The 11,868-nt window shown below is 64.6% G+C and carries 14 protein-coding genes; 7 read left to right on the top strand and 7 right to left on the bottom strand.

The features are described from left to right. Nucleotides 1-99: 99 nt before the first annotated feature. From UNPF46_RS12625 to UNPF46_RS12610, 4 genes are all read right to left on the bottom strand, one after another. On the bottom strand, nucleotides 100-303 hold the full coding sequence (locus tag UNPF46_RS12625) for a tautomerase family protein (protein ID WP_008144861.1): 204 nt from the start codon (nucleotides 301-303) through the stop codon (nucleotides 100-102). A gap of 120 nt (nucleotides 304-423) precedes the next feature. Further along, nucleotides 424-1,944: a histidine--tRNA ligase gene (gene hisS, locus UNPF46_RS12620; protein WP_142250229.1), complete on the bottom strand. Its 1,521-nt coding sequence runs from the start codon at nucleotides 1,942-1,944 to the stop codon at nucleotides 424-426. Nucleotides 1,945-2,148: 204 nt separating this feature from the next. Then, a complete protein-coding gene (locus UNPF46_RS12615) occupies nucleotides 2,149-2,673 on the bottom strand; it encodes a YegJ family protein (RefSeq protein ID WP_142250228.1) in 525 nt (174 codons plus the stop codon). A gap of 128 nt (nucleotides 2,674-2,801) precedes the next feature. Beyond that, on the bottom strand, nucleotides 2,802-3,884 hold the full coding sequence (locus tag UNPF46_RS12610; protein WP_142250227.1) for a branched-chain amino acid aminotransferase: 1,083 nt from the start codon (nucleotides 3,882-3,884) through the stop codon (nucleotides 2,802-2,804). A gap of 338 nt (nucleotides 3,885-4,222) precedes the next feature. Between UNPF46_RS12610 and UNPF46_RS12605 the strand changes: the two genes are divergently transcribed. The 3 genes from UNPF46_RS12605 to UNPF46_RS12595 are packed head-to-tail and all read left to right on the top strand — an operon-like array spanning nucleotide 4,223 to nucleotide 6,901. Continuing rightward, nucleotides 4,223-4,765, top strand: coding sequence for a MarR family winged helix-turn-helix transcriptional regulator (locus tag UNPF46_RS12605; protein ID WP_246668643.1), 543 nt, complete (start codon nucleotides 4,223-4,225; stop codon nucleotides 4,763-4,765). Beyond that, complete coding sequence (locus tag UNPF46_RS12600) at nucleotides 4,762-5,493, top strand: response regulator (RefSeq protein ID WP_100178141.1); 732 nt, start codon at nucleotides 4,762-4,764, stop codon at nucleotides 5,491-5,493. Before UNPF46_RS12605 ends, UNPF46_RS12600 begins: the two co-directional genes overlap by 4 nt. A gap of 19 nt (nucleotides 5,494-5,512) precedes the next feature. Beyond that, nucleotides 5,513-6,901, top strand: a complete 1,389-nt coding sequence (locus UNPF46_RS12595) for an ATP-binding protein (RefSeq protein WP_100178140.1) — start codon at nucleotides 5,513-5,515, stop codon at nucleotides 6,899-6,901. A gap of 173 nt (nucleotides 6,902-7,074) precedes the next feature. On the opposite strand, the gene UNPF46_RS12590 is transcribed toward UNPF46_RS12595, so the two are convergent. Continuing rightward, nucleotides 7,075-7,605, bottom strand: coding sequence for a DUF3617 domain-containing protein (locus UNPF46_RS12590; RefSeq protein ID WP_100178139.1), 531 nt, complete (start codon nucleotides 7,603-7,605; stop codon nucleotides 7,075-7,077). A 41-nt stretch (nucleotides 7,606-7,646) separates the two neighbouring features. Further along, a complete protein-coding gene (locus UNPF46_RS12585) occupies nucleotides 7,647-7,934 on the bottom strand; it encodes a hypothetical protein (protein ID WP_100178138.1) in 288 nt (95 codons plus the stop codon). Nucleotides 7,935-8,119: 185 nt separating this feature from the next. Here UNPF46_RS12585 and UNPF46_RS12580 point away from each other — a divergent pair, with 185 nt between their 5' ends. The 4 genes from UNPF46_RS12580 (at nucleotide 8,120) to UNPF46_RS12565 (ending at nucleotide 10,898) form a co-directional block, all read left to right on the top strand. Then, nucleotides 8,120-8,581 (top strand): hypothetical protein, encoded by a 462-nt coding sequence (locus UNPF46_RS12580; RefSeq protein WP_100178137.1) that lies wholly within the window; start codon nucleotides 8,120-8,122, stop codon nucleotides 8,579-8,581. Nucleotides 8,582-8,700: 119 nt separating this feature from the next. Then, a complete protein-coding gene (locus tag UNPF46_RS12575) occupies nucleotides 8,701-9,405 on the top strand; it encodes a ribonuclease T2 family protein (RefSeq protein ID WP_100178136.1) in 705 nt (234 codons plus the stop codon). 146 nt (nucleotides 9,406-9,551) lie between these two features. Beyond that, nucleotides 9,552-10,412 (top strand): 23S rRNA (adenine(2030)-N(6))-methyltransferase RlmJ, encoded by an 861-nt coding sequence (locus UNPF46_RS12570; RefSeq protein WP_142250225.1) that lies wholly within the window; start codon nucleotides 9,552-9,554, stop codon nucleotides 10,410-10,412. A 270-nt stretch (nucleotides 10,413-10,682) separates the two neighbouring features. Continuing rightward, complete coding sequence (locus tag UNPF46_RS12565) at nucleotides 10,683-10,898, top strand: cold-shock protein (protein ID WP_008544396.1); 216 nt, start codon at nucleotides 10,683-10,685, stop codon at nucleotides 10,896-10,898. Between the two features lie 99 nt (nucleotides 10,899-10,997). On the opposite strand, the gene UNPF46_RS12560 is transcribed toward UNPF46_RS12565, so the two are convergent. Then, complete coding sequence (locus UNPF46_RS12560) at nucleotides 10,998-11,621, bottom strand: outer membrane protein (RefSeq protein ID WP_174719011.1); 624 nt, start codon at nucleotides 11,619-11,621, stop codon at nucleotides 10,998-11,000. Between the last annotated feature and the right edge of the window lie 247 nt (nucleotides 11,622-11,868).

Below are 11,868 nucleotides of genomic sequence, written 5' to 3'. Positions count from 1 at the left end.
ATTCCGGGGCGCGCGAAGCGCGAACCCGGAATCCGGAGATTGTCGATCGAGATTCCGGGTTCAGCCCTGAACGGGCTGCCCCGGAATGACGCTTACGCGTCACTTCTTCGCCGCGGCCGCGCGCTCCACAAACGTCTTGCCGCCCTTCATCTTGTGGCGGAGCGGGGCTTCGTTGATCTGGATGACGACGGCATCGGCGTCGACGCCGAGATTCTTCACCAGCGCCTGGGTGATGTCGCGCATCATGCCGGCCTTCTGCTCGTCGGTGCGGCCCTCGGCCATGCTGACGGTGATCTCAGGCATCGTTGTCTCCCTGCTGCTTCAATGTTTCCTGCTTCGTCATTGCCGGGCTTGCCCCGCCAATCCATCATTTTGAAGATGGATGCGCGGGTCAAGCCCGCGCATGACAAGCGGGGCGAATGGCTATCCCCACCTTACGTCATGGCGGGCCAGGACCTCGCGCACCTTCGCGACGAGATCGGCTTCGCTGCACGAGAACTGTGCCGGCCGGCTCTCGCGCCATTCCTGGTTGGAGGCGATTGCGGCCGCTGCCTTCGCGCCCTCGATCAGATCCTTGACCTGCACCTCCCCGCGCGCCTTTTCGTCCGAGCCCTGGATGATCACGCAAGGCGAGTTGCGGCGGTCGGCATATTTGAGCTGGTTGCCCATGTTCTTGGGATTGCCCAGATAGAGCTCGGCGCGGATGCCGGCGGCGCGCAAGGATGCCACCATCTTCTGGTAGTCGGCGACGCGGTCGCGGTCGAACACGGTGACGACGACGGGGCCGAATTCGGGCCGCGTGTCGAGCTTGCCGAGCAGCGTCAGCGCGGCCTGCAAGCGAGAAACCCCGATCGAAAAACCGGTCGCCGGCACCAGCTCGCCGCGGAAGCGCGAGACGAGACCGTCATAACGTCCGCCACCACCGACAGAGCCGAAGCGCACCGGCCGGCCCTTTTCGTCCTTGGTCTCGAGCAGGAGTTCGACCTCGTAGACGGGGCCGGTGTAATATTCGAGGCCGCGCACGACGGAGGGATCGATCTTGATACGATCGGCACCGTAGCCCGACGCCGTGACCAGCTTTGCGATTTCTTCCAGTTCACTTACGCCGGCCTGACCGACTTCGCTCTTGGCGAGGTACGTTTCAGCGGCAGCAATTGCGTCTTTCCAATCGTCCCGTGGCTTGGTGATGGCGAGAACGACATCAGCTTCAGCGGCACTCAGATTGGCCCCCTTGGTGAAGTCGCCCTTGCCTTCCTCGCCACCGTCCCATCGTCCGGGGCCGAGCAGCTTGCGCACCTCGTCGGCGGAAAATTTGTCGAGCTTGTCGATCGCGCGCAGCACGATCAGCCTGCGGCCTGCATTCTCCTCGCCGCCGAGTCCGATGGCTTCCAGCACGCCGTCGAGCACCTTGCGGTTGTTCACCTTCACGACGTAGGAGCCGCGCGCGATGCCGAGCGCCTCCATCGTGTCGGCCGCCATCATGCAGATCTCGGCATCCGCCGCGGGCGTTGCCGAGCCGACCGTGTCGGCGTCGAACTGCATGAACTGGCGGAAGCGCCCGGGGCCGGGCTTCTCGTTGCGGAAGACGTAGCCGACGCGGTAGCTGCGATAGGGCAGGACCAGCGCGTCGGTGCCGTAGCGCTCGCCGACATAGCGGGCGAGCGGCGCGGTGAGATCATAGCGCAGGCTGATCCACTGCTCGTCGTCGTCCTGGAACGAGAATACGCCTTCGTTCGGACGATCCTGGTCGGGCAGGAATTTTCCGAGCGCGTCCGTGTATTCCATCGCCGGCGTCTCGACGGGCTCGAAACCGTAGAGCTCGTAGACGGCGCGGATCTTCTCGACCATCTCGCGCGTCGCCCGGATCGCGGCGGGATCGCGATCCTCGAGCCCGCGCGGCAGGCGCGCCTTCAGTTTCTGCGGTTTTTTGGGTTTCTCGGCCATGCGCGGCGTTTACCAGCCGGGGCGCGAGGCGGCAACCGTTCTTGCCCCTCTCCCCTTGTGGGAGAGGGTGGCTCGCCGCGTAGCGGCGAGCCGGGTGAGGGGTTCTCTCCACGAATTCAACTCACATTTGAACTCGTGGAGCCAACCCCTCATCCGGCGCTTCGCGCCACCTTCTCCCACAAGGGGAGAAGGGAAGAAAGCGCCCTACGGCTGCTCCATCCGCGCCCGGAGCGCATCGGCATCCGCCTTGGGCAGCGATTTCAGCGTCGGCTTGATGGTCTCGCCGCCGACGATCTTGCCGTTGCGCATGAACATCCAGTCCGAGATGTCGGCTTCAGCGAACTCGACCTTGTCGCCTGCCCGCTTGCCCGGCAGGTCCCGCGGCTGGTTGGCGAAGAAGCCCGAATAGCCTCCGTTCGGCAGCTTCTTCACCTCGGCGATCCAGATGTGCTCGCCCCCTTTGCGGGTATGAAAGCGCACCTTCAGGGAATGGCCTTCCTCCGACGGCTTTGGCGCTTCATAGGAAGCCCAGAAGGTCGGCAGCGTGCCGCGGGCGCGCGCGATCGCGGCATTCATTTCGGGATCGGTGGTGCGCACATCCACGATCGGCGAGCGGTCTTGTGCGGCCACCTCATGCGTGGGGCCGATGGTCAGGATGCCGAAAACGGAAACGCCGGTGATGGCGGCGAGAACCACCCATTTCATGGGTTGGGAGAGCTTTGTTGCCATGAGCGCGATGTCCAGGATGCTTGTTGCGTCCTGGCTTTGTCGCGTAGTTGTGGCGAGGAGTTCACAGCGCAAAAGTCCACAAACATTGCGCTTTTCCCCTCTCCCCGGGTGCGGGGAGAGGGGAAATCTCAAAACACCTTGCGGACCCAGTTGTGCGGATCGTTGGTGCGGCCGTACTGGATGTCGACGAGCTGCTTGCGCAGGCCCATGGCGACGGGACCGGCGGCGCCGCCCGAGATCTCGAAATCGCCGCTCACCGAACGCACCTTGCCGATCGGCGAGATCACGGCGGCGGTGCCGCAGGCGAAGGCTTCCTTCAGCCGGCCCGAGGCCGCATCCTTGCGCCACTGGTCGAGCGAGTACGGCTCCTCGCGCACGGTCTTGCCGGCATCCCTGGCGAGCGTGATGATGGAGTCGCGCGTGATGCCGGGCAGGATCGTGCCGAGCGGCGGCGTCGAGAGCGAGCCGTCGTCGAACACGAAGAACACGTTCATGCCGCCGAGCTCCTCGATATAGCGGCGCTCGATCGCGTCGAGGAAGACGACCTGATCGCAGCCATGCTGGATCGCTTCGGCCTGAGCGCGCAGGCTCGCCGCATAATTGCCGCCGCACTTGACCGCACCGGTGCCGCCGACCGCCGCGCGCGTGTAATTCTCGGACACCCAGATCGACACCGGCGCAGGCCCGCCCTTGAAGTAGGATCCGACAGGCGAAGCGATGACTGCAAAAATGTATTCGGACGACGGTTTGACGCCGAGGAAGGTCTCGCTCGCGATCATGAAAGGCCGCAGGTAAAGGCTGCCCTCGCCGCCGGGCATCCAGGCGCGGTCGATCTTCACGACCTGCTCGACCGCCTCGATGAAGACGTCCTCGGGCAGCTGCGCCATCGCCATGCGGTCCGCGGAGTCCCTGAAGCGCCGCGCATTGGCGTCGGGGCGGAACAGGTTCACGCCGCCGTCGTCGCGCTTGTAGGCCTTGAGGCCCTCGAAAATCTCCTGGGCGTAGTGCAGGACCGCGCCGGCCGGATCCATCGGGAAATTGGCGCGTGCCTCGATCTTCGCCTCGTACCAGCCGCCCTTGGCCTGGTTGTAGCGGACGATCGCCATGTGATCGGTGAAGACCCGCCCGAAGCCGGGGTCCACCAGCTTGGCCACGCGGTCCTTCTCGGGGGTCGGGTTAGATGCGGGCTGGATGTCGAATTTCATGCTCATGTCCTTGCCTCCCGCTGCCGATGGCGGCGCTGTTCTGGCGCCCGCCTGCCCCGATTGGGCCCGGCTGGCTTGATTAGATTGCTGGCCGAACCACCGCCAGCCTTGTTACGGCCGGTTTCCGTGACCAGCATGTCGGGCAGGACATGCTTTTGCGGAAGGCGGAAGTCCAGTATGTTTTGCCGAAATGCCGCTCGACAATCGCACGGTAGTTCTGATCCGGCCGTCGTCGCCTGTCCGGCTTTCTCCGGCCGCCCTGCTTCGATGCCACCCCACACGATACGATCTAAAATTTCGTGCGGGTCGATCGTTTTGTAACATTGAACCCAAGATACGTCAATATGCCTGACATAAATTTCGCAACGTCCTCTCACGACGCCACCGGGCCCGGTTCGGCCGCAGGCGATGGAGGCAATTTGCGCTGGGATATCATCGAGCTGCTGTTCTTCGCCTACCGCGATTTCGTCGGTGATCCCGACCAGGAGCTGGAAGCCTTCGGCTTCGGCCGGGCTCATCACCGGGTCATGCACTTCGTCTACCGCTATCCTGGTCTCAAGGTCGCCGACCTGCTCGACGTCCTGCGCATCACCAAGCAGTCGCTCGGCCGCGTGCTCAAGCAGCTCCTGGACGAGGGCTACATCGTGCAGAAGACCGGCGACAACGACCGCCGCCAGCGCCTGCTCTACGCAACGCCGAAGGGTGAGGAGCTGGTGCAGAAGCTCGCCGGTCTGCAGACCACGCGCATCACCAAGGCGCTCGCCGAGATGAGCCCGCAGGATGCCGAGACCGTCAAGCGCTTCCTGCGCGCGATGATCGACCGCGACGATCCGGACAAGGTGCTCGCGACGATCTTCGCCAACGTCAACCACGACACCAAGGAGTGACCGTGCCACTCGCTGCCACTCTCGCCCGCCCCCCGGCGCGCCCCGCCGATGACGCGCCGCATCTGCTGCTGGTCGACGACGACCGCCGCATCCGCGATCTGCTCTCGCGCTTCCTCGCGGCCGAAGGCTACCGCGTCACCACCGCCGCGAGCGCCGGCGATGCACGCTCAAAATTGCTGGGTCTGCATTTCGACCTGTTGATCCTCGACGTGATGATGCCGGGCGAGACCGGCTTCGATCTCGCCCGCTTCATCCGGACATCCTCCTCGGTGCCGATCGTGATGCTGACGGCGCGGCACGAGGCGGAGGCCCGCATCGAGGGCCTGCAGATCGGCGCCGACGACTACGTCGCAAAGCCGTTCGAGCCGCGCGAGCTGGCGCTGCGCATCAACAACATCCTCAAGCGCGCCGCCCCGCCGCCGCAAGCCGCGGCGGTCGAGAAGATCGTCTTCGGTCCCTACATCTACCATCTCGATCGCGGCGAGCTGCGCCAGGGCGAGGAGGTCATCCACCTCACCGACCGCGAGCGCGAGATGCTGCGCATTCTCTCGGAGACGCCGGGCGAGACCGTGCCGCGCAGCGCGCTGACCGGCAATGGCAGCGTCAACGAGCGCGCCGTGGACGTGCAGATCAATCGCCTCCGGCGCAAGATCGAGACCGACCCCGCCAATCCGCTGTTCCTCCAGGCGGTGCGCGGCATCGGCTACCGGCTGGTGGCCTCGCCATAACGCAAGTGAAGCGCGCCAGATGAGCACGATCGATACCGGCCTGACGCTTCTGAAGAGCGCCGCCGGCCGCGTCTCCGCCGCCAATGGCTGGATGGGCAACGCGTTCAAGGGCTGGATGCCGACCGGCCTCTACGCCCGCGCGCTCCTCATCATGATCGTGCCGATGGTGATCCTGCAATCGGTCGTCGCCTTCGTGTTCATGGAGCGGCACTGGAACACGGTGACACGCCGCCTCTCGGCCGCGGTGGTGCAGGACATCGCCGCGCTGATCGACGTCTACAAGGGCTATCCACAAGACAAGGATCGCGACCAGATCCGCCGCATCGCGCAGCAGCGCCTCGGCCTCGTGGTCGACTTCCTGCCGGCGGGCGACATGCCGCCGCCGGGACCGAAGCCGTTCTTCTCACTGCTCGACCAGACGCTGTCGGTGCAGCTCGGCCGCCAGATCGGGCGCTCGTTCTGGATCGACACGGTCGGGCGCTCCAATCTCGTCGAGATCCGGATCCAGCTCGACGATGCCGTGATGCGCGTGTTCGCGCAGCGCAGCGCCGCTTATGCCTCGAATTCCGAGATCTTCCTGTTCTGGATGGTCGGCACGTCGTCGATCCTCCTCATCGTCGCGGTGCTGTTCCTGCGCAACCAGATCAAGCCGATCCTGCGCCTCGCCGACGCCGCCGAGAGCTTCGGCAAGGGCCGCGAGGCGCCGAACTTCAGACCGCGCGGCGCGCGCGAGGTGCGGCGGGCGTCGGTCGCCTTCCTCGAGATGAAATCGCGCATCGAGCGCACCATGGAGCAGCGCACCGCGATGCTCGCCGGCGTCAGTCACGATTTGCGCACCATCCTGACCCGCTTCAAGCTCGAGCTGGCGCTGATCGGCGACAGCCCGGAACTCGACGGCATGCGCAAGGACGTCGACGAGATGTCGATGATGCTGGAGGATTACCTCGCCTTTGCGCGCGGCGATTCCGGCGAACAGTCGCAGCCGACCGACATGGCGCAGGCGCTCGAGGAGCTGCGCGGCGATGCCGAGCGCCACGGCCATGCCGCGACCGTCGCCTTCCACGGCCTGCCCGTGGTGACGGTGAAGCCGGCCTCGTTCAAGCGCTGCCTCGCCAACCTCGTCACCAACGCGGCACGCTACGGCAAGAGCATCGCCATCACCGGCCAGCGCGATCACCGTTATTTGACCGTCACGGTCGACGACGACGGACCCGGCATTCCCATGCATTTGCGCGAAGAAGTGTTCAAGCCGTTCCTGCGGCTGGACAACGCCCGCAACCAGGACGAAGGCGGCACGGGCCTTGGCCTTGCCATCGCCCGCGACATTGCCCGCTCGCATGGCGGCGACATCACGCTCGGCGACAGCCCGATGGGGGGATTGCGGGCGAGCGTGAGGATACCGGTGTAGATGCTCTCTTTCCCTCGCCCCGCTTGCGGGGAGAGGTCGGATCGCTCTTGCGATCCGGGTGAGGGGGTACAGGTCTCACGACGATCGCACGTGCGGAGAGATGCCCCTCACCCCAACCCTCTCCCCGTAAGAACGGGGCGAGGGAGCGCACCGGTTTCGCGGCAACGACAAACCTACTTCGGCAGCAGCGCCTTAAGCTTGTCCATGTCGCGCACGTTCATCTTGAAGCCGCCGGGCATCACGATATCGCCGGGCTTCTGATCGGGCTTGCAGGCCCCGAGCCACTTCGCTTCGAGCTGCATCGTCGTGTCCCGGCCCGCCGCACCGGCCGCGCCGCCCTGCGCGTGCGAGGTGGTCTTCACCGTATAGGCCGAGTTGAAATCGCCGGTGATCTCGGCGTGCGAGGTCGTGCTGATGCCGGCGACGCTGCACTCGGAATCGCTGACATAGCCGGTCGCGGTCTTCTTGACGTCCTGCTTGGCGCAGATCTGCTTGGCCATCGGCGAGACGTTGTTGCTCATCTCCTTGTCGACGGTCTCGTCGGTGCAATGCTGCATGGTCATCTCGGGCATCGGCGTGCCGGTCCTGACCATCTTCAATTCCCAAAGGCCGGCCTTGCGCACCGGCAGGTCGTCGGCACTGGCCACGCCAGCCGACACCACGAGGCAAAGCGTCGAGCCGAGCAAAGCGAGTTTGCGCGTCATGCGAGAAGCTCCCGGCTGAGATGCGGCGTTACGAAAAGGCCTCAGTAGAGCGTGCGGATCGGCTGCTCGGCGGCGCCATAGGGCACCCAGCGGCAGGAGAACGAGATGTAGCCGCCCTCATAAGCCTGCACGGCCAGGAACTTGACCACCTTGCCGTAGCGCGCGCAATGATCGACCGCGACCTGCCGGGCATCGACCTGGGTGGCCATCGAATAGGCGATGATGCCGCCGGTGTCGTTGCCCTTGAACGGCGGGACGTAGTCGGCGCGCGCCGACTGGCTCGCCACCATACCCAGGGCGAGAAAGCCCGCGGCCGCAATGATTCGCATTCCCGTCACTCCAATTGGCTGACCGCCAGTTTACGGTGCCAGACTCGAAGTGGAAAGAACCGAAGCCCTGCCGACCGCGACGTTGTGGTCAACTCCTGGCGAAGTGTTGCCGCGCTGCACTTGACCTCCCCCGACCTTCGCGGCACCGTCCAGCCCTTGCAAGACTTTAGCCGTCCGGATTGAACATGCGCGCCCCCTCCCCGAAATCGCTCCGCTATGCCGCCGTGCTCGGCCTGTTGTTCGGAGCGATGTCGCTCAGTGAGGCCAGGGCCGCCAACCCGCTGGAAATGAACTTCTGGCTGAGCGGGCCGCGCTACGACGGGGCCGTCGCCGATTGTGACAGGGCGCTGCCGACGATCGCCACCCAGTTCTGGGAAAAGGAAAGCACGTTCTGGAATTCCTCGTTGAAGATCACCGGCTTCTCCGCCGTGCGCGAGACCGCATTCCGGCCCTGGCAATCCGACAACATTCCGCGCCGCTATTGCACCGCTGACGCCATGCTCAATGACGGCAAGGTGCGCAAGGTGCACTTCTCGCTCATCGAGGATGGTGGATTCGCCGGCTACGGCAACGGCGTCGAGTGGTGCGTCGTCGGGCTCGACCGCAACTGGGCCTATAATCCGGCCTGCCGCGCCGCCAAGCCCTAATTCGAACAGCCCTGATTCGGGTTTATCAGACGCCCGGCGACTGCCGCCCGAATTTTGTTCTTGAAATGTTCTTGTCGCCTGCTAGGCTTTCCTGCACAGTCTAGTTGAGGGGCGTCGTCATGTTTCATTCCAGATTGCATTCGTTCTCCCGCCTCGTGATCTCGCTGGCCCTTTCCCTGCTCCTTGCCGCGGGCCTCGCCGCGTTCGCCGGGGATGCAAAGGCCCAGGACAAGCGGCAGAACGCGCCGGGCGAATTCGACTTCTATGTGCTGTCGCTGTCGTGGTCGCCCTCGTTCTGCGAGGAGGCAGCCGAGCGCGGCGGCCGCTCCCAGATCCAGTGCGGCGGACGGCCCTATGCCTTCGTGGTGCACGGGCTGTGGCCGCAATATGAGAACGGCTTCCCGGAATATTGCCAGCGGCCCGCGCCGCGGCTGAACCGCAATATCGTCTCCTCGATGCTCGATTTGATGCCGGCGCCGGGCCTGATCTTCAACGAATGGGACAAGCACGGCACGTGCTCAGGCCTCGAAGGCCGCGGCTATTTCGAGACGATCCGCAAAGCACGCGCTGCAATCAAGATTCCGGCCGAATATCTCGATCTGTCGCAGGCCAAGACCGTGGCGCCGGCGGAGGTGGAGGAAGCCTTCATCAAGGCCAATCCGGGGCTGAGCAATGCCGCCGTCTCGGTCACCTGCAACCGGACCAGGCTCTCCGAGGTCCGCATCTGCCTCAGCAAGGACCTGCAATTCCGCGCCTGCGAGGAGACCGACCGCCGCGCCTGTCGCCGCGAGCAGGTAACGATGCCGCCGATCAGGGGCGGTTAGAACCCAGCCTATCCGTCGTCATGCCCGGGCTTGTCCCGGGCATCCACGTACATGGCGCCGTGCATCTAGACGTGGATGGCCGGGACAAGCCCGGCCATGACGAGTAGAAAGAGCTGCGCATTCTCATACGAGCCGCAGATCTTCTTATGAACTACCGCCACGCCTTCCACGCCGGCAACTTCGCCGATGTCATCAAGCACATCGTGCTGGCGCGCATCATCACCTATCTGCAGGACAAGCCGGGGGCGTTCCGCGTCATCGACACCCATGCCGGGGCCGGCCTCTACGATCTCGACAGCGACGAGGCGCGCCGCAGCGGCGAATGGCTGACCGGCATCGCGCGGCTGATGCAGGCCCGCCTGTCGAACGAGAGCGCGGCGCTGGCCAAGCCCTATCTCGACATCGTCCGCGCCTTCAATCCGAAGGGAGAGCTCAAGGCCTATCCCGGCTCGCCGCTGATCGCGCGCGGCCTGCTCAGGCCGCAGGACCGGCTCGTCGCCTGCGAGCTCGAGCCGAAGGCGCGGAAAACGCTGATCGGCGTTCTGCGCCACGACGAACAGGCCCGCGTGGTCGATCTCGACGGCTGGGTGGCGCTGCCCGCCTTCGTGCCACCGAAGGAGCGGCGCGGCCTCGTGCTGATCGATCCGCCGTTCGAGGCCAAGGACGAGTTCGAGCGGCTGGGCGAAGCCTTCTCGGCGGTCTTCGCGAAATGGCCGACCGGCATCTATCTCATCTGGTATCCGGCCAAGAGCCGGCGCGCCACCGACATGCTGGCCCAGACCGTGGCGCGGCTCGCAGCTGCAGCAAAACCACCGGGAAAATGTCTGCGCCTCGAGTTCAGCGTCGCCCCCCAGCTCGAAGGCGGGGCGCTGGCCTCCACCGGGCTGCTGATCGTCAATCCGCCCTACACGTTGCAGGGCGAACTCAAGACGATCCTGCCCGAGCTGGAAATGCCGCTCGGCCAGGGCGGTGCTGCCAGATTCCGATTGGAAGTGCCCAAGCCTTAGAGCCAAGAAGCCGTAACACTCCGGCATTCTTGGGAAAAATATGCAGGAGCGGTAGTCAATCTGCAGAGAACCGTATTATGCTGTTTCCGTGACTGGCTTTACGTTCCGCTTCCGCGAATGGTTGCGGCGGAGTGAAGGCCTAAGAAAGATCCGGCCGGACCGCCAGCGGTCCGCCCAAGGATGGCCAGCTCTCCCGGGCTCCGTGAAGCCCGGTCACGTCGCGACGTGCGTCTGCGTCGCGACGGAGGAGCAATGAGGGGGAGTTTCCCGATGGCCATGACGGGAACGGTCAAGTTTTTCAACGGCGAACGCGGCTACGGTTTCATCAAGCCTGACGACGGTGGTCGCGACGTCTTCGTGCATATTACAGCTGTGGAGCGGGCGGGACTGAAGGACCTTGCCGAAGGACAGCGCATTACTTTCGAAGTCGAACCCGACAAGAAGGGGAAGGGACCGAAGGCGGTCAATCTCGTCATCCTCTCCTAGCGGGCCTGACGCACGACACTTCGGCGCAATATTTCGCGCAAAAAAATCCCGGCCGCGAGCGGCCGGGAGGTTGTTGTCCGGTAGTTTCTTCTTCAGCTATCAGAAGCGATAGTTCACGCCTGCGCGCACGACGCTGGCGCTATAGCCGTTTGACACGCCCGTAATTGCGAACTGACTGGTCGACAGATCGATGTAGAGATATTCCAGCTTGGCGCTCCAGTTCGGAGTGAGGCCCACTTCCGCGCCCGCGCCGATGGTCCAGCCCGCGGTCGTATGCGATTCCGACCAGCCGAAGGTCTGCGCGCGCAGCTCGCCGAAGGCGAGGCCCGCGGTGCCGTAGAACAGCACATTGCTGAAGGCATAGCCGGCGCGGCCGCGCAGGGTGCCGAACCACGGATTGGAGAATTTCCACGGCGCGAAGGTATCGTCGGCCCCGGCGGCCTGGATGTCGCCTTCGACGCCGAACACGAACGGGCCGTTCTGGAAATTGTAGCCGGCCTGCACGCCGCCGACGAAGCCCGAGGGCTTGGAGGGATTGTTGTCGACCGAGCCCCATTCGTAGCCGATGTTGCCGCCGAGATAAGGACCGGCCCAGCTATACGCATTGAGCGGCTGATTGACGGTGTAGGGGGCACGCTGCCCGTAATTGAGATCGGCGGCCTCTGCCGAAGCTGTCCAGCCGGCTGCAACCAACGCGGCCGCGCCCACAACGAGCCTCTTCATCACTTAACTCCAACGCAACTGCCGTCCCCGCGATGCCTGCGCCGCCGCGCGAGGCAAAACCGCATGGTTACGGAACCACCACTTTTTCGCGTAAGATTTATCGAGAGTTTTAAGTTAAAGGGCTGTTAAGCGGGGTTACCGCGCTGTTAACAGGCTTAAGCAAGCGTTACCGGGAACTGCGCCGCCATCCTGTGTGCGCCGCATCGCCGGAACTTCAAATCGGCACCCCCAGCGCCTAAATTCGCCC

The organism is Bradyrhizobium sp. UNPF46 (assembly GCF_006658625.1).
Lineage (GTDB): Bacteria > Pseudomonadota > Alphaproteobacteria > Rhizobiales > Xanthobacteraceae > Bradyrhizobium > Bradyrhizobium nitroreducens.
This window is presented reverse-complemented; position numbering and strand designations above follow the sequence as displayed.

Excerpts from the sequence above, each read along its gene's own strand:
- UNPF46_RS12625 (WP_008144861.1), bottom strand. The coding sequence starts at position 303 with ATGCCTGAGATCACCGTCAGCATGGCCGAGGGCCGCACCGACGAGCAG.
- hisS (WP_142250229.1), bottom strand. The coding sequence starts at position 1,944 with ATGGCCGAGAAACCCAAAAAACCGCAGAAACTGAAGGCGCGCCTGCCG.
- UNPF46_RS12615 (WP_142250228.1), bottom strand. The coding sequence starts at position 2,673 with ATGGCAACAAAGCTCTCCCAACCCATGAAATGGGTGGTTCTCGCCGCC.
- UNPF46_RS12610 (WP_142250227.1), bottom strand. The coding sequence starts at position 3,884 with ATGAGCATGAAATTCGACATCCAGCCCGCATCTAACCCGACCCCCGAG.
- UNPF46_RS12605 (WP_246668643.1), top strand. The coding sequence starts at position 4,223 with ATGCCTGACATAAATTTCGCAACGTCCTCTCACGACGCCACCGGGCCC.
- UNPF46_RS12595 (WP_100178140.1), top strand. The coding sequence starts at position 5,513 with ATGAGCACGATCGATACCGGCCTGACGCTTCTGAAGAGCGCCGCCGGC.
- UNPF46_RS12590 (WP_100178139.1), bottom strand. The coding sequence starts at position 7,605 with ATGACGCGCAAACTCGCTTTGCTCGGCTCGACGCTTTGCCTCGTGGTG.
- UNPF46_RS12585 (WP_100178138.1), bottom strand. The coding sequence starts at position 7,934 with ATGCGAATCATTGCGGCCGCGGGCTTTCTCGCCCTGGGTATGGTGGCG.
- UNPF46_RS12580 (WP_100178137.1), top strand. The coding sequence starts at position 8,120 with ATGCGCGCCCCCTCCCCGAAATCGCTCCGCTATGCCGCCGTGCTCGGC.
- UNPF46_RS12575 (WP_100178136.1), top strand. The coding sequence starts at position 8,701 with ATGTTTCATTCCAGATTGCATTCGTTCTCCCGCCTCGTGATCTCGCTG.
- UNPF46_RS12570 (WP_142250225.1), top strand. The coding sequence starts at position 9,552 with ATGAACTACCGCCACGCCTTCCACGCCGGCAACTTCGCCGATGTCATC.
- UNPF46_RS12565 (WP_008544396.1), top strand. The coding sequence starts at position 10,683 with ATGGCCATGACGGGAACGGTCAAGTTTTTCAACGGCGAACGCGGCTAC.
- UNPF46_RS12560 (WP_174719011.1), bottom strand. The coding sequence starts at position 11,621 with ATGAAGAGGCTCGTTGTGGGCGCGGCCGCGTTGGTTGCAGCCGGCTGG.